This window comes from uncultured Phycicoccus sp. (genome assembly GCF_947495705.1).
Classification (GTDB): domain Bacteria; phylum Actinomycetota; class Actinomycetes; order Actinomycetales; family Dermatophilaceae; genus Phycicoccus.
Window position 1 is genome coordinate 15,645 of record NZ_CANLZR010000001.1, and the last position, 15,012, is coordinate 30,656.

Consider the following 15,012-nt stretch of genomic DNA (forward strand, 5'->3'; position numbering starts at 1 on the left):
CCTCGGGCCGCCCGTCAGCCCGGCATCGGGCCGTGCCGGGAGGGCCGCCCGGTCGCCGTTCGCCGCTCGTTGTCGCGGACCCGCGGCTCGTAGTGGGTCCGGAAGAGCAGGCTGACCAGCTCGCCCCGGCTCCGTGCGCCGGTCTTGCCGAACACGCTCTGGACGTGCTTCTGCACCGTGTCCTCGGCGATCGCGAGCCGGCGGGCCGCCACCGTCGTCGTGGCACCCCGGATGACGAGCCGGGTCACCTCCTGCTCGCGGGCCGTCAGTCCGTACACCCGCATGAGGACGGCGGCCAGGTGGGCCGGCTGGGCCGCGTCGAGGACGACGGCCACCTGGCGCCCCGCCGGCCCGTCGAGCCGGGTGCCGTGCACCGTGAGCCACGTGCCGCTCGCCCCGACGACGCGGACGACCGCCGACGCCGGGTCGGGGCCGAGCGCGCTCCCCGCCACGGCCATGAAGGGCGCCGGCAGGGCCTGCACGTCACCACCGAGCTCGCGCAGCCACGATGCGGCCGTCGGGGACGCCGACACCAGGGCGAGGGCGTCGTCGAGCACGACCAGGCCAGGGGCGGCGGGCAGGTCGGGCTCCTCGGCCTGGGCAGCGAGCAGGGTCCGGCGGGCGGCCTCGGCGAGGGCCGGGGCGGCCGCGCGCACGAAGTCGATCTCGCGGCGCTCGAACAACGGCCGCCCCTTCTCGCGGTAGAGGCCGATGGCACCCCACGGCTCCCCGTGCCGGGTCCGCAGGGCGACGACCAGCTCCTGCTCGCACCCGTTGGGCTGCATCTCCTCGTGGTACTTGCGGGCGAGCTCGGGCCTGCCTCCCGTCGCGTCGTGGAGGGTGCCGAAGCCTTCGGGCGACACGAGCACCTCGGTCATCGAGTTGTAGTCACGCTCGGCGTACTCGCGGCCCAGCCAGGCGGCCGGGATCTCGGGCAGGCCCTCCTGGAAATGACTGGTGACGAGCCGCGACTCGGGGTCCACGGTGAAGAAACAGGGCGCCTCGAAGTGCGGTACGGCGGTCGCGAGCAGGCCGGTGCTCGCGCGCCACAGCGTCACCAGGTCCGCGCTCGCACGGCAGGCGCGCTCGAGCCGGTCCAGCAGGGCCGCGTGGTCGACCATCCTGCAGGAGTACCAGATTTCGGGAGTTCTCGGGCGAGGACGGGTGGGTGATGCTGCAGCCATGGCGACGATCATCAGAAAAGGACAGGGGCAGGTGCTCGGGGCGGTCGCCGGCTGCCGCGACCGGTTCCTCGTGGACTCCAAGGACTGGGGTGGCCGGCTGGCGGTGGTCGAGCACCTGCTGGCGCCTCGGTCGATCGCGGCCCCGATGCACCGGCACACCCGGGAGGACGAGTTCGGCCTGATCCTCGAGGGCCGGGTCTGGTACCACGGGGGCGGCGAGGAGCACGTCGCCGAGGTGGGCGACTTCGTGGTCAAGCCCCGCGGCGAGTGGCACACCTTCTGGAACGCCGCGGACCAGCCGGCGCGGGTGCTGGAGCTGATCTCACCCGGAGGCCTCGAGGAGGCCTTCCGCCTCATCGGGACCGCCGGCGACGACGTCGACCTCGGCCCGCTCGTCGAGCCCTACGGTTGCGAGGGCGACGAGGAGGCGACCCGGCCGATCATCGAGCGGTACGGGCTGACCTTCGGCTGACCCGAGCGCCGGCGGGCTGCTGCCCGGGTCGGGGCCCCGGCGGCGTGGATGTGAGCCAAGAGACGGCGCCCCCTCGTGCGGCGGAGGACACTGGGGTCATGGACGACGACGTGACCACACCAGCCCCGCAGCCCCTCGTCCCCGACACGGGCCCGCCCGCGGTGGTGGCCGCACTCGACGGCTCGGCACACGAGGACGCGGTCGTGGCCTGGGCCGCGGCCGCCGCGGCCCGGCACGGCGTCCGGCTGGACCTCGTCCACGTCGTCGAGGTCGGCGTCTCACTCACGTCGTACGACATGCTCGTCTCCGAGGCGCCCCGGTTCGGCGAGCAGCTGGAGGCCGCGGCCCGCGACCGCCTCGGCGCGGTCGCCGCTCAGGTCCGCGACCGGTACGACGGGCTCGAGGTCGAGATCCACACCCCGGTCGGCTCGCCGCCGGCCGTCCTGGTCGCGATGTCCGAGCACGCCACCGTCGTCCTCGGTGCCGTGTCCCAGAGCCGCCTCCACCGGCTCGTGCTGGGGTCGACCGCCCTCGCGGTCGTGGCCCACTCGCACGGGACCGTCGTCGTCGTCCCCGAGGCGATGCCGCCGGTGCAGCCGCATCGCGTCGTCGTCGGAGCCGACGGGAGCGAGCCGGGTGCCCGGGCCCTGGCGTACGCCGTGGCCGAGGCCGCGGCGGCCGGTGGGACCGTCACCGTCGTCACCGCCTGGACCGTCGAGGTGGACGACGGGATCGTCGTGACCGAGCCGGGGCCGCGGGCGCAGCGCGTCGAGGAACGACTGTTGGAGTCGACCCGGGCCGCCCGGGAGGCTGCCCAGGCCCAGCACCCCGAGGTGCCGGTCGAGGTGGTCGTGCGCCGGGGACGCGCCGCCGACACCCTGCTCGGTGTCGCCGACGAGATCGGAGCCGACCTGGTGGTCCTTGGCAGCCGGGGCCGGGGCGGGTTCGCCGGGCTCCTCCTGGGCAGTGTGAGCCGGACGGTCGTCCAACAGGCGAAGACCCCCGTCGCCGTCATCCGCTGAGTCAGCCCATGACCGCCCGGACGAGGGGCAGGAACCCGTCGCGGTAGCCGGCCCGGGTCGGGTGGTAGATGTCGAGCACGCCGGCCTTCTTGCCCCACACGAAGGGGGTCGCGGCGCACACGTCGTGGCCGGTGAACGACGGGACCGGGTCGAGGTACGTGAAGCCCGCAGCGGTCGCGCGGTCCCTGACCACCGCGTCCAGGTGTGCGGCGACCCCGTTGAGCAGCGGGGCCTCCCGGGAGTTGACCCCGGAGGCCTGGCCGCACGAGACGTTCGTGCCGAACGGCTTCGGGTAGCCGATGACCATGACCGTCGCCTGCGGTGCGCGAGCGCGGATGTCGGCGTAGGTGGCGTCCAGCCTGGCGGGGAGCTGGCCGTCGATGCGGGCGTCGACCTTGGCGACCGTCGAGCGGCACAGCGGCTCGTCCCAGGTGTTGACACAGGACAGGATGAGGTCGGCGAAGCCGACGTCGTTGCCGCCGATGCTGACCGTGACGAAGTCGGTCCCCGCGGAGAGCGCCGCGGTCTGCCCGCCGGTCACGTCGCCGGTCTCGGCGCCGGAGCACGCGCGGAACCGCAGGCTCGTGTTGGGCCTGGCCTTCGCGATGAGCGGCGCGTACGCGAGGCTGCTGCGGTAGCAGGACAGGCTGAGGTCCGGCCAGCCGGTGCCGTTGCCGGCCGCGTAGGAGTCGCCGAGCGCGACGTACTCGTCCGGCTCGGCCGCGACCGCCGCCGGTGCCGCCGCGAGGGCGAGGGTGCAGAGGAGGGCCGCAGCGGCGGCGAGGGACCGGGAGCGGGAACGGACGGGCAACGGGCACTCCTTCGTGCGGGGTCGCGGGCGGTCGAGCGCCCCGCCCCGGGCCCTCACCGTCACCTCCGGAGGGCCGGTCCGCAACCCGAGCGCAGGGCCGCGCCCGGCCTTAACACTTTAAGAAATCTTTACCAAGAGAGTCCCGTGGCTCCGGCCGAGGTGGGATCGTTGCTCCACCCCGACCGGTGCCGGGCGCCACACCCCCGCTCGCTTCCGGTCGGCCCGGCATCAGACCCGGGCGCGGTCACGGCGGCCGGCCCTGTGGCGGATCGCTCCGTCGCATTGGTCGCCGTGGCCGTGGTGCACGCCTTGCTGACCCAGCGGGTACGGGCGGGTTGGCCCTGCCCAGCGTGGCGGAGATGTCCGCGGCCCGCCATGGCTAGACCGGACCATCCTCGGCGGCTCGGTGCGCCCCGCGGTCAGGGCCGGGTGAACGGCCAGCCGGTCACCATGCCGGGGGCACGGCCCGGTTCGAGGTAGTGCTCGTAGCCGAAGACCGCTTCGAAGGCCTCCGCCGGCATCGCGAGCATCATCCCCACGTCGCTCGTCTGGCTCGCATGGCTGGCGAGCGCGGCCCGCTTGCGGTCGAGGAGGTCGCGCACGTCGACGCGCCAGTGCAGCTCGACCTCGGGCGTGCCCATCGGGTTGCCGTCGTCCATCGGGCGGTCCGGGTCCCAGTCGCCCGCGTCGACGCCGGCCGCTCGCGCGCGCTGCGTCAGCTCGCGCATCGCGTCGCGGTTCATCGTCGACTCCAGGACGCGCGGCCGCCGGGCCGCCAGGTCGGCCGCCCGGTGGAGCACGTGGTGGACCTTGACGTGGTCGGGGTGCCCGTAGCCACCGTGCCAGTCGTACCCGACGACGACGTCGGCGTCCTCCTCGTCGAGGACCCCGGCCACGCGCGCCGCCGCCTCGTCGAGGTCGGCCGCCACGAAGGCGCCCGTGGCCTCGTTCTGCTCCCAGCCGGACATCCCGGAGTCCGCGTACCCGAGCCGTTCGACGCGGTGCAGCCCGATGGCCCGCGCCGACTCGTCCAGCTCACGGCGACGCCGATGGACGACGGTCTCGCCGTCGGCCAGGTCCTCGGGTGCCGTGCCGTGGTCGCCGTCGGTGGCGACGACGAGGACGACGCGGTGCCCCTCGTCGACCGCCCGGGCCATGGTGCCGGAGGTCTGCGAGGCCTCGTCGTCGGGGTGGGCGTGGAGGAAGACGATCGTGGACACGGCCACATCCTGCCGGACCGCACGCAAAGCCCCGCGCGGGCCACCGCGTACCTACAGTTCCTCTCGGTCCGGGGGCCCCCGGTCATGCTCGCGCGGGAAACTCAGGAGGGTTCTGTGACAACGACAGAGAGGACCGGCCCCGACGAACACCGTCGGGACCCGGTCGACCACGACACCGACCCACCGGCCCGGACCGGGCTGCTCGTCGTCGCGGGGGTGCTGCTCCTCCTCCCGATCGTGGCGCTCATGTGGGTCGGCAGCTACGACCGCGTCGAGCCCCGCCTCGGGGCCTTCCCGTTCTTCGTCTGGTACCAGTTCCTCTGGGTGTTCCTGTGCTCGGTGCTCACGTACACGGCGTACCGCATCGTGCTCGTCGCGCGCCCGCACCGGCCGATGAGTGAGCCGGAGGACGGGGAATGAGCGGGGTCAACGGCGTCGCGCTCGCCGTCCTCATCGCGCTGTTCGCCCTCGTCACCGGCATGGGGTTCTGGGCCACCCGCTGGCGCCGGCCGACCTCGATGGAGTCGCTCGACGAGTGGGGCCTCGGGGGCCGCTCGTTCGGCACCTGGATCACCTGGTTCCTGCTCGGTGGCGACCTGTACACGGCGTACACGTTCGTCGCCGTGCCCGCGGCGATGTTCGCGCTCGGCTCGGTGGCCGGGTTCTTCGCGGTGCCCTACACGATCGTGCTCTACCCGATCATCTTCGTCTTCATGGCGCGGCTGTGGTCGGTGAGCCACCGGCACGGCTACGTCACGACGGCCGACTTCGTCCGGGGCCGGTTCGGCTCACGCGGGCTCTCGCTCGCGGTCGCCGTCACCGGGTTCCTCGCGACGATGCCCTACATCGCCCTCCAGCTGGTCGGCATCCAGGCCGTCCTCGAGGTGGCCGGGCTCGGCGGCGGCGGCAACATCATCGCCAAGGACCTGCCCCTGTTCATCGCGTTCGCGCTGCTCGCGGCGTACACGTACTCGAGCGGGCTGCGGGCCCCGGCGGTCATCGCGTTCGTCAAGGACACCCTGATCTACCTCGTCATCATCGTCGCGATCCTCTACCTGCCCGCGAAGGTCGGCGGCTGGGACGCCGTGTTCACCGCGGCCGAGGAGAAGATGGCCACGCCCGCCGCCGACGGGAAGCCGACCGGCGCCTTCATCCCGGCGGCCTCGCAGCACTGGGCCTACGCCACCCTGGCGCTCGGCTCGGCGCTCGCGCTGTTCATGTACCCGCACTCGATCACGGCGAGCCTGTCGGCGAAGTCCCGCAACACGATCCGGCGCAACGCCTCGATCCTGCCCGCGTACAGCTTCGTCCTCGGGCTCCTCGCGCTGCTCGGCTGGGTCGCGATCGCCGCCGGCACCCAGCCGATCGGGCTCGACGGCAAGCCCAACGCCCAGCTCGTCGTGCCGCAGCTGTTCGAGGACATGTTCCCCGACTGGTTCGCGGGCGTCGCGTTCGCGGCCATCGCCATCGGCGCGCTGGTGCCGGCGGCCATCATGTCGATCGCCGCGGCGAACACGTTCACCCGCAACATCTACAAGGAGTGGCTGAAGCCGGACGCCACGCCGCAGCAGGAGGCCAAGGTCTCCAAGCTCGTCTCGCTCGTCGTCAAGGCGTTCGCCCTGGTCTTCGTGCTGGCGCTCGACAAGCAGAACGCCATCAACTTCCAGCTCCTCGGGGGCATCTGGATCCTCCAGACGTTCCCGGCCGTGGTCCTCGGGCTGTACACCCGCTGGCTGCACCGCTGGGCCCTGACCGTCGGCTGGGCGGTCGGGATGGTCTACGGCACGTGGCAGGCGTACGGGGTGGCGAACCCGCGCTCCGGGGTGGAGCACTTCGGCGGCTCGCTCGACCTCATCCCGGTCATCGGCGAGCTCGGCTACATCGCGATGACGGCCTTCGTTCTCAACCTCGTCGTCGCCGTCGGGGGCACATTCGCCCTGCGCGCGCTCAAGGCGCCGGAGGGTGTCGACGAGACGATCCGCGGCGACTACTTCGCCGACGAGGGCGACCCGCGGGTGCAGAAGGTCCTCGAGCCGATCCACCAGGAGGCCCCCAGCCCCTGACCGGCACGGACCGGCGGCCGCGGACCGTGGTCCGCGGCCGCCGGAACTCTTGGCAGGATGGGCGCATGCAGTCCGCCCCGCCCGCCCGGCTCGTCGAGCTCGCCCAGGCGCACGGCGTCGCGACGGAGTACTGGGACTGGGTCGGGCGGCACGTCACCGTCGCGAGCGACACGATCCGGGCGGTCCTGGCCGCGCTCGGGGTCGCAGCCGAGGACGACGCGCAGGTGGAGGCCTCGCTGGAAGACGTGGTGGACGCTCCGTGGCGGCGCACCCTGCCGGCGACCGTCGTCGCACGCGCCGGGCGCCCGCACCAGGTGCACACGCACGTCCTGGCCGGCTCCGGCGTGCGCCTCGTCGTCGAGCTCGAGGACGGGTCCGTGCGGGACGTGCCGCAGGTCGACCGCTGGGTCCCGGACCGCGTCGTCGACGGGACGCCGCTGGGGGAGGCGACCTTCGAGCTGCCGGGCGACCTGCCGCTCGGCTGGCACGCCCTCGTCGCCCACATCGACGCCCCGGCCCTGGAGGCCACCTCGGCCCGCGCCACCCTTGTCGTGACGCCCGAGCGTCTCGAGCTGCCCGAGCCGGTGGCGTCCCAACGGGTCGTCGGGCTCATGGCGCAGCTGTACCAGGTGCGGTCGTCGGGGTCGTGGGGCGTGGGGGACCTGCGGGACCTCGCCGACCTCGCCACCTGGGCCGCGGCCGCGCACGACGCCGACTTCGTCCTCGTCAACCCTCTGCACGCCGCGGAGCCCGTCGCGCCGATGGAGCCCTCGCCGTACCTGCCGACGACGCGCCGCTTCGTCAACCCGCTGTACCTGCGGGTCGAGGACATCCCCGAGGTCGTCTCGCTCGATGCGAGTGCGCAGCGGCGGATGCTCGACCTCGCGGCCGCCGGTCGGGCCCTGAGCGCGGGCGACCGCATCGACCGGGACGGTGCCTGGGCGCTGAAGTCGCAGGCCCTGCACCTCGTGTACGACGCCGGGCTCGGTCCCGCGCGGGCGGCGGCGTTCGCGGAGTTCTGCGCCCGCGAGGGTGAGGGCCTGCTGCGGTACGCGACGTGGTGCGCCATCGCCGAGCGTCGGGGGCTGCCGTTCACCGAGTGGCCGGCGCACCTGCAGGACCCGGACGGCCCCGAGGTGCACGCGTTCCAGGAGGCCGAGTCCGACACCGTCGACTTCCACCGCTGGCTCCAGTGGCTCCTGGAGCAGCAGCTGGCGTCGGTGCAGCGTGAGGCCCGGATGGCCGGGATGTCGCTGGGGGTGGTCCACGACCTCGCGGTCGGGGTCCACCCGGTCGGCGCCGACGCCTGGGGGCTCGGCGACGCCCTGGCCCGCGGGGTGACCGTGGGGGCGCCGCCGGACCCGTTCAACCAGCTCGGCCAGAACTGGAGCCAGCCGCCCTGGCGCCCGGACCGCCTCGCCGACCTCGGGTACGCCCCGTTCCGCGAGATGGTCCGCACGGTGCTGCGGGACTCCGGCGGGATCCGGGTCGACCACATCCTCGGGCTGTTCCGGCTGTGGTGGATCCCCGCCGGCGGCACGCCCGCCGACGGCACCTACGTCTACTACGACCACGAGGCGCTCATCGGCATCCTCGTCCTGGAGGCCCAGCGCGCCGGGGCGGTCGTCATCGGCGAGGACCTCGGGGTGGTCGCGCCGAACGTCCGGGACGTCCTCGTCGAGCGGGGGCTGCTCGGCACGTCGATCCTGTGGTTCGAGTGGGACGACGACACCGTGCGGCCGCCGGAGGCGTACCGGGACCTCTGCCTGTCGACGGTGACGGTGCACGACCTGCCGCCGACCGCGGGGTACCTGACGCTCGAGCACGTGGCCGTGCGCGAGCAGCTGGGGCTGCTCACCCGGCCGGTCGAGGAGGAGCGCGACGTCGAACGTGCCGCGATCGGGCGGGTCGAGGCGGCGCTGGCGGAGCGCGGGCTGCTGCCGAAGGGCGCCGACCTCGACGAGACCGTCGTCGCGCTGCACCGCTGGCTCGCGGCCACCCCGAGCCGGATGCTCGCGGTGGCGCTGCCGGACCTCGTCGGCGACCGGCGGGCCATCAACCAGCCGGGGACCAGCGACGAGTACCCCAACTGGCGGCTCCCGCTGGCCGGCCCGGACGGCGAGCGGGTGGACCTCGACGACATCCGGGAGTCCCCCCTGGCCGACGCGCTCTTCGAGGCCCTCCGCACCCCCTGACTTCCCCGGGAAGCAGCGGGTCAGGGGAGGAGGGCGGCGAAGCGGGCGGCGAACGGCTGCCAGGTGGTGCGTAGCGACACCCGCGCGGCCGCCACCTCGGCGACGACACGGTCCGCCTCGTCGTCCAGGCCGTCGGGGCGCTCCGAGCGCACCCAGTCCTCGAAGATCTCGGGCGAGGTCTCGGGGTGGAACTGCACGCTCCACGCCTGCAGGCCGAGCCGCAGCGCCTGCGGGGAGCCGTCGGGGAGCCGGGCGAGCACGGTGGCGCCCGGTGGGGTCGTGGTCACGACGTCGTCGTTGAAGTGCACCGCCGGTGACCCGTCGAACCCGGCCAGCAGCGGGTCGTCCGCGCCGTGCGGCGTCAGTGCGACCGGCTCGAGCCCGATGGTGCGCCCCCGCGGGTTGCGGGCCACGGTCCCGCCGAGCGCCACCGACGCCAGCTGGTGGCCGAGGCAGACCCCGAGCACCGGCGCCCCGGCCCGCACGGTGTCGCGCACCAGGTCCTTGGTGGGCGTGAGCCACGGGTGCTCGGCGTCGTCGCCGGCGCCCATCGCGCCGCCGAGGACGACGAGCCCGTCGGCCGCGACGTCGCCGAGCCGGGCGGGCACCGGCTCCCCGAGGTCGCCGCGGACGATGACGAGGGTCAGCCCGGCGGCCTCCCACCACTCGCCGAGCCAGCCGGCGGGAGCGTCGGGTTCGTGCTGGACGACGAGGAGCCGCCCGCTCATCAGCCCACCTGGGTGCCGACGAGCGAGCCGATGGCGAAGGTCACGGCCATCGCGAGCAAACCGCCGACGACCACCCGCAGCGTCGCACGCCGGGCGTCGGAGTCGCCGAGCCGCGCGCTGATGACCCCGGTGCCGGCCAGGGCGACGACGACGGCCATGACCGTCACCGGCACCCGCCACGACACCGACGGGAGGACGATCGCGATCAGCGGCAGCAGCGCACCGACGGTGAACGCGACCATCGAGGCCCAGGCGGCGTGCCAGGGGTTGGTCAGGTTGTCGGGGTCGATCCCCAGCTCGGCCTCCGCGTGCGCGCCGAGCGCGTCGTGCGCGGTGAGCTCGACGGCCACCCGGTGCGCGAGGTCGGGGGAGAGGCCCTTGCCCTGGTAGATGCCGGCGAGCTCGGCGAGCTCGGCCTCGGGCTCCTCCCGCAGCTCGCGGATCTCCTTGGCGATGAGGGACCGCTCGGTGTCGCGCTGGGTGCTCACCGAGACGAACTCGCCGACACCCATGCTCATCGCCCCGGCGGCGAGCCCGGCGAGGCCGGCGGTGAGGACGATGCCCCGGTCCGTCGTCGCCGCGGCGACGCCGATGACGAGCCCCGCGGTGGACACGATGCCGTCGTTGGCCCCGAGGACCGCAGCGCGCAGCCAGTTGAGCCGCGTCGCGAAGGACCCGTCGTGCGCCTCGTCGTGGTCCGCGAGCGCTGCGGCGGCCACCTCGCGGTCGACCGGACGGGAGGGACCGTCAGCCATTGAGGACCGCGCCCTCGGACCGGGCCGCCTGGGAGATCCGGTGCGCGAGCTCGATGTCGAGCTGGGTCAGCCCGCCCGCGTCGTGGGTCGAGAGCAGCCACCGCGTGGTGCGCCACCGGATGTCGATGTCCGGGTGGTGGTTCATCTGCTCGGCCTCGTCGGCCGCGGCCGCGACGATGCGGATGGCGGCCGGGAAGTCGGGGGCCTCGATGGTCGCGACGATGGCGTCGCCCTCGCGCGCCCACCCGGGCAGGTCGGCGAGCTGGCGGGTGACCTCGTCGTCGGTGAGGAGTCGGCTCATGCCGCCATTCTGCTCCACCGCCCCGTGGCGGGGCAGGTGAGGCGGGCCTCACCCGTCAGTGGCCCGTCGCCTCCCCGATCGACTGGGGCCCGATGGCGTCGCCGTCGTCGGGGGAGTAGTCCTCCTGGACCGTTGCGGTCGCGGCGACCTGGTGCGGCTGGATCTCGCCGCTGGCGATCTGCTCCGCCCAGTGGCACGCCACCCGGTGGGACGCGGGCGTCCCCTCGATCTGGACCACCCGCAGCTGCGGCCGCTCCTCGTCGCAGCGGGTCTCCTGCCGCCACGGACAGCGGGTGTGGAACCGGCAGCCGGGCGGGGGGCTGGACGGGGAGGGGAGGTCGCCGACGAGCAGGATCTGCTCTCGGGAGTCCTCGGCCACCGGGTCCGGGACGGGCACGGCGGACAGCAGGGCCCGCGTGTAGGGGTGCAGCGGGGTGGAGTACAGGTCCTCGGCGTCGGCCTCCTCGACGAGGCCGCCGAGGTACATGACCCCGATCCGGTCGCTGATGTGCCGCACGACGGCCAGGTCGTGTGCGACGACGAGGTAGGTGAGGTCGAACTCGTCCTGCAGCTGCTCGAGGAGGTTGATGACCTGCGCCTGCACCGACACGTCGAGGGCGCTGACCGGCTCGTCGGCGACGATGAGCTTGGGCTCGACCGCCAGGGCCCGGGCGATGCCGATGCGCTGACGCTGGCCGCCCGAGAACTCGTGCGGGTACTTGCGCAGGGCCGCCGCGGGCAGGCCGACCGCCGCCAGCAGCTCGCGCAGCCGTGCCGCTGTGGCCTTGTCGTCGCTGGCCAGGCCGTGTGCCTTCATGCCCTCGACGAGCAGGGACTCGACGGACTGGCGCGGGTCCAGGCTGCTCATCGGGTCCTGGAACACCATCTGGAAGTCCTTGCGGCGCCGGCGCAGCGCCTCACCCTTGAGCGAGGCGATGTCGGTGCCGTCGACGAGGACCGAGCCCTCGGTGGGCGGCTCGAGGTTGAGGATCGCCTTGCCGAGGGTGGACTTGCCGCAGCCGGACTCGCCGACGAGGCCGTACGTCTCGCCACGACGGATCTTGAGGTCGACGCCGTCGACCGCGTACACGTGGCCGACGACCTTGTCGAAGATGACGCCGCGCTTGATGGGGAAGTGCACCTTGACCCCACGGGCGTCGACGAGGAGGTCGTCGTCGTCGAACACGGGAGCCGGGTCGGGGGTCTCTGTCGTCGTCGTCATCGGGTCACCTCACGGGGTTGTGGCAGCGCAGGGCCCGGCCCGCGGACTCCTCGAGGACCGGGGTGGTGCGCGTGCAGATGTCGATGGGCTGGGAGCAGCGCGGGGCGAAGGCGCACGCGTGCTCCCAGGGGAGGTTGTCCGACACCGACCCGGGGATCGGGGTGAGGGGGGCGCCCCGGGCCCCGTCGAGGCGGGGGATGGAGGCGAGCAGCCCGTTGGTGTACGGGTGGCGCGGCTGCGCGAACAGCTCGTGCCGCGACCCGCGCTCGACGATGCGGCCGCCGTAGAGCACGTTGACCTCGTCGCACAGCCCGGCGACGACGCCGAGGTCGTGGGTGATCATGACGAGCGCGGTGCCGGTCTCCTGGACGAGGTCCTTGAGCAGGCTGAGGATCTGGGCCTGGATCGTCACGTCGAGGGCGGTGGTCGGCTCGTCGGCGATGAGGAGCCGGGGCTCGCACGCCAGGGCCATCGCGATGAGGGCGCGCTGGCGCATCCCACCGCTCATCTGGTGCGGGTAGTCGGTGAGCCGCCGGTCGGGGTCGGGGATGCCGACCCGGTCGATCAGGTCACGCGCCAGCGGGGTCGCGGCCTTGCGGGACATCCCGCGGTGCCGCTCCAGCACCTCGGTGACCTGCCGCCCGACCGAGATGACCGGGTTGAGCGAGGACAGCGGGTCCTGGAAGATCATCGCGATGTCGCGACCGCGGCGGTCGCGCATCTGGTCGACGGGCAGCCGGAGCAGGTCCGTGCCGTCGAACATGGCGCTGCCCTCGACGGTGTTGCCGCGCTCGGGCAGCAGCCCCATGATCGCCAGCGACGTGACCGACTTGCCGCAGCCGGACTCGCCGACGAGGCCGACGGTCTGGCCGGGGCGCACGTCGAAGCTGACGCCGTCGACGGCGGTGAAGGGCGCCTCGCCCTGGCGGCGGAACGTGACGGTGAGGTCGCGCACGGACAGCAGCGGCTCGTCGCCGTGGCGGGACGTCCCGGGCGTGGTCGCGGTGGCGGTCATCGGGCGGTCACCTCCTGCTCTTGGGGTCGAGCGCCTCGCGCAGCGACTCCCCCATGAGGGTGAAGCCGAGGGCGACGACGATGATGCAGAGCGCGGGGTACACCGCGAGCTGCGGGTTGTCGTAGATGTACTTCTGGGCCCGCCCGAGCATCTGGCCCCACTCGGGCTGACGGTCGTTGGGGTTGCCGAGCCCGAGGAAGGACAGGGCCGCCGCGTCGATGATCGAGATCGCGAGGACCAGGGTCGACTGGACGATGACCGGTCCCAGCGAGTTCGGGATCATGTGCCGGAAGACGATGGCCCGCTGGTTGACCCCGAGCGCCCGGGCCGCCAGGACGTGGTCGCTGCCGCGCTGGGCGAGCATCGAGCCGCGCAGCAGCCGGGCGAAGACCGGGACCTGGACGGCGGCCACGGCGATGATGACCGTGATCTGGCTCGGTCGTGCCGCGATCGCCGCGATGGAGAACGCGAGCAGCAGCGAGGGGATCGAGAGAAGGACGTCGACGATGCGCATGACGAGGGCGTCGACCCAGCCGCCGAACGCGCCCGCGGTGATGCCGAGCGTCAGCCCGCCCGCGAGGCCGAAGAGCGTCGCGAACACCCCGACGATGAGCGTCTGCTGGCTGCCGACGAGGAGCCTGGAGAGCAGGTCGCGGCCCGCGTCGTCGGCACCCAGCGGGAAGCCGGGCTGCGGCCCAGGCACCGGGTTGGACTGCGGCCGCACCTGGTCGATGAGCAGGTTCGCCGCCGGGTCGTGCGGCGCGATGAACGGTGAGATGAGCGCGAGCACGACGAACACGAGGGTGATCGAGGCGCCGAGGAGGAAGACCGGGTTGCGCCGCAGCCGCTGCCAGGCGCTCGCGATGAGCGAGACCCCCGGCTTGTCGTCGATGCTCCCCGCCTCGAGCACCGTCGTGCCACCCCCCGCGGCAGAGGTCTCGGCGAGGGCGTCGATGCGGTCCTTGCGGCGCTTCATCGGGTTGGCGGGGGTCATCGGGTCCTCACCCTCGGGTCGATGACGGCGTAGGAGATGTCGACGAGCAAATTGATGACGACGTAGATCATGGCGGCCGCGAGGATGAGCACCTGGAGCACCGAGTAGTCCCGGTACTGGAAGGCGTCGGCCAGGGCGTTGCCGATCCCGCCCCAGTTGAACACCTTCTCCGTCAACACGGCCCCGGCGAGCAGGCCGCCGGTCTGCAGACCGATGGTCGTGACGACCGGCAGCAGCGCGTTGCGCATGACGTGGCGGCCGCGCACGACCCGGGCCGTGAGCCCCTTCGCCTCGGCGGTGCGCACGTAGTCCTCGCTGAGCACCTCGAGGACCGACGCCCGGGTGATCCGGTAGATGACGGCGAACGGGATGGTCGCGAGGGCCAGCGAGGGCAGGACGAGATGTTTGAGCGCGCTGGCCGTGCAGTCGAGCTCGCGGGTGAGGAGCCCGTCGAGGACGAAGAAGTTGGTCACGCGGGTGCAGCCGAGGGAGTCCTGCCGGCCGGAGACCGGGAGCCAGTTGTGCTCGACGGCGAACTGGTACTGGAGGAAGAACGCGAGGAAGAAGACCGGGACCGCCACGCCCACGAGGGAGAGGATGACGAGGCCGCTGTCGACCGGCGAGTTCGCGCGCTTGGCCGAGATGTAGCCGAGCGGGATGGCGATAGCGACGGCGAGGGCGAGGGCGAAGAAGCTGAGCTCGATCGTCGCCGGCAGCCGGGTGAGGAAGATGTCGAGGGCGTCGGCGCCCGGAAGCACCCGCGTCGAGGCGCCGAAGTTGCCCTCGGCGGCGCGCTGGAGGAACTTGAAGTACTGCACCCAGATCGGCTCGTCGAGGCCGAGCGCCCGGGTGAGGGCCTCGCGGGTCTCGGGCGTGGCGCGCTCACCGAGGATGGCGGACACCGTTCCCCCGGGCAGCGACCGCAGCCAGAGGAACAGGAGCAGGGAGAGGATGAAGACGACTCCCACCATCTGGAGGAGGCGTCTGATGATGAATCTCGCCAACGCGGGGCTCCTGGTCTAGCGGGTCG

15 protein-coding genes are annotated in these 15,012 nt (G+C 73.2%); 5 read left to right on the plus strand and 10 right to left on the minus strand.

Going from position 1 to position 15,012, the window contains the following annotated elements:
- Positions 1 to 14: 14 nt before the first annotated feature.
- Positions 15 to 1,121, minus strand: coding sequence for a LuxR C-terminal-related transcriptional regulator (locus tag Q0963_RS00075; protein WP_299440620.1), 1,107 nt, complete (start codon positions 1,119 to 1,121; stop codon positions 15 to 17).
- Positions 1,122 to 1,182: 61 nt separating this feature from the next.
- Between Q0963_RS00075 and Q0963_RS00080 the strand changes: the two genes are divergently transcribed.
- Together Q0963_RS00080 and Q0963_RS00085 are read left to right on the plus strand one after the other, a co-directional pair.
- Positions 1,183 to 1,656, plus strand: a complete 474-nt coding sequence (locus tag Q0963_RS00080) for a cupin domain-containing protein (protein WP_299440623.1) — start codon at positions 1,183 to 1,185, stop codon at positions 1,654 to 1,656.
- Positions 1,657 to 1,754: 98 nt separating this feature from the next.
- Positions 1,755 to 2,678, plus strand: a complete 924-nt coding sequence (locus Q0963_RS00085; protein WP_299440626.1) for a universal stress protein — start codon at positions 1,755 to 1,757, stop codon at positions 2,676 to 2,678.
- A gap of 1 nt (position 2,679) precedes the next feature.
- On the opposite strand, the gene Q0963_RS00090 is transcribed toward Q0963_RS00085, so the two are convergent.
- Both Q0963_RS00090 and Q0963_RS00095 read right to left on the minus strand, forming a co-directional pair.
- Positions 2,680 to 3,489, minus strand: a complete 810-nt coding sequence (locus Q0963_RS00090; RefSeq protein ID WP_299440629.1) for an SGNH/GDSL hydrolase family protein — start codon at positions 3,487 to 3,489, stop codon at positions 2,680 to 2,682.
- 419 nt (positions 3,490 to 3,908) lie between these two features.
- On the minus strand, positions 3,909 to 4,709 hold the full coding sequence (locus tag Q0963_RS00095) for a PIG-L family deacetylase (protein ID WP_299440633.1): 801 nt from the start codon (positions 4,707 to 4,709) through the stop codon (positions 3,909 to 3,911).
- A gap of 114 nt (positions 4,710 to 4,823) precedes the next feature.
- Between Q0963_RS00095 and Q0963_RS00100 the strand changes: the two genes are divergently transcribed.
- The 3 genes from Q0963_RS00100 (at position 4,824) to malQ (ending at position 8,967) form a co-directional block, all read left to right on the plus strand.
- Positions 4,824 to 5,129, plus strand: coding sequence for a DUF3311 domain-containing protein (locus Q0963_RS00100; RefSeq protein ID WP_299440636.1), 306 nt, complete (start codon positions 4,824 to 4,826; stop codon positions 5,127 to 5,129).
- Complete coding sequence (gene mctP, locus Q0963_RS00105; protein WP_299440639.1) at positions 5,126 to 6,772, plus strand: monocarboxylate uptake permease MctP; 1,647 nt, start codon at positions 5,126 to 5,128, stop codon at positions 6,770 to 6,772. The genes Q0963_RS00100 and mctP overlap by 4 nt, the downstream gene beginning before the upstream one ends.
- Positions 6,773 to 6,837: 65 nt before the next feature.
- Entirely contained in the window at positions 6,838 to 8,967 is a 2,130-nt protein-coding gene (gene malQ / locus Q0963_RS00110; RefSeq protein ID WP_299440642.1) for a 4-alpha-glucanotransferase, read from the plus strand.
- A 20-nt stretch (positions 8,968 to 8,987) separates the two neighbouring features.
- On the opposite strand, the gene Q0963_RS00115 is transcribed toward malQ, so the two are convergent.
- Genes Q0963_RS00115 through Q0963_RS00145 form a run of 7 tightly spaced genes read right to left on the minus strand, consistent with a single transcriptional unit; the run spans position 8,988 to position 14,986 of the window.
- Entirely contained in the window at positions 8,988 to 9,695 is a 708-nt protein-coding gene (locus Q0963_RS00115) for a type 1 glutamine amidotransferase (protein WP_299440645.1), read from the minus strand.
- The gene (locus Q0963_RS00120) at positions 9,695 to 10,450 is read right to left on the minus strand and encodes a VIT family protein (protein ID WP_299440648.1); all 756 of its coding nucleotides are present in this window, start codon (positions 10,448 to 10,450) and stop codon (positions 9,695 to 9,697) included. The genes Q0963_RS00115 and Q0963_RS00120 overlap by 1 nt, the downstream gene beginning before the upstream one ends.
- Positions 10,443 to 10,751 carry a 4a-hydroxytetrahydrobiopterin dehydratase gene (locus Q0963_RS00125; protein WP_299440655.1) on the minus strand — a complete coding sequence of 103 codons (309 nt, stop codon included), beginning with the start codon at positions 10,749 to 10,751 and terminating at the stop codon, positions 10,443 to 10,445. Before Q0963_RS00125 ends, Q0963_RS00120 begins: the two co-directional genes overlap by 8 nt.
- A 55-nt stretch (positions 10,752 to 10,806) precedes the next feature.
- Positions 10,807 to 11,973, minus strand: coding sequence for an ABC transporter ATP-binding protein (locus Q0963_RS00130; protein WP_299440659.1), 1,167 nt, complete (start codon positions 11,971 to 11,973; stop codon positions 10,807 to 10,809).
- A gap of 4 nt (positions 11,974 to 11,977) precedes the next feature.
- A complete protein-coding gene (locus Q0963_RS00135; protein ID WP_299440663.1) occupies positions 11,978 to 12,988 on the minus strand; it encodes an ABC transporter ATP-binding protein in 1,011 nt (336 codons plus the stop codon).
- A gap of 7 nt (positions 12,989 to 12,995) precedes the next feature.
- Positions 12,996 to 13,982: an ABC transporter permease gene (locus tag Q0963_RS00140; protein ID WP_299440668.1), complete on the minus strand. Its 987-nt coding sequence runs from the start codon at positions 13,980 to 13,982 to the stop codon at positions 12,996 to 12,998.
- Positions 13,979 to 14,986: an ABC transporter permease gene (locus tag Q0963_RS00145; protein WP_299440671.1), complete on the minus strand. Its 1,008-nt coding sequence runs from the start codon at positions 14,984 to 14,986 to the stop codon at positions 13,979 to 13,981. The genes Q0963_RS00140 and Q0963_RS00145 overlap by 4 nt, the downstream gene beginning before the upstream one ends.
- Positions 14,987 to 15,012 lie beyond the last annotated feature (26 nt).

Coding starts and splice junctions, on each gene's coding strand:
- Q0963_RS00115 (WP_299440645.1), bottom strand. CDS start 9,695: ATGAGCGGGCGGCTCCTCGTCGTCCAGCACGAACCCGACGCTCCCGCC.
- Q0963_RS00130 (WP_299440659.1), bottom strand. CDS start 11,973: ATGACGACGACGACAGAGACCCCCGACCCGGCTCCCGTGTTCGACGAC.
- Q0963_RS00140 (WP_299440668.1), bottom strand. CDS start 13,982: ATGACCCCCGCCAACCCGATGAAGCGCCGCAAGGACCGCATCGACGCC.
- Q0963_RS00080 (WP_299440623.1), top strand. CDS start 1,183: ATGGCGACGATCATCAGAAAAGGACAGGGGCAGGTGCTCGGGGCGGTC.
- Q0963_RS00135 (WP_299440663.1), bottom strand. CDS start 12,988: ATGACCGCCACCGCGACCACGCCCGGGACGTCCCGCCACGGCGACGAG.
- Q0963_RS00085 (WP_299440626.1), top strand. CDS start 1,755: ATGGACGACGACGTGACCACACCAGCCCCGCAGCCCCTCGTCCCCGAC.
- mctP (WP_299440639.1), top strand. CDS start 5,126: ATGAGCGGGGTCAACGGCGTCGCGCTCGCCGTCCTCATCGCGCTGTTC.
- malQ (WP_299440642.1), top strand. CDS start 6,838: ATGCAGTCCGCCCCGCCCGCCCGGCTCGTCGAGCTCGCCCAGGCGCAC.
- Q0963_RS00075 (WP_299440620.1), bottom strand. CDS start 1,121: ATGGTCGACCACGCGGCCCTGCTGGACCGGCTCGAGCGCGCCTGCCGT.
- Q0963_RS00120 (WP_299440648.1), bottom strand. CDS start 10,450: ATGGCTGACGGTCCCTCCCGTCCGGTCGACCGCGAGGTGGCCGCCGCA.
- Q0963_RS00125 (WP_299440655.1), bottom strand. CDS start 10,751: ATGAGCCGACTCCTCACCGACGACGAGGTCACCCGCCAGCTCGCCGAC.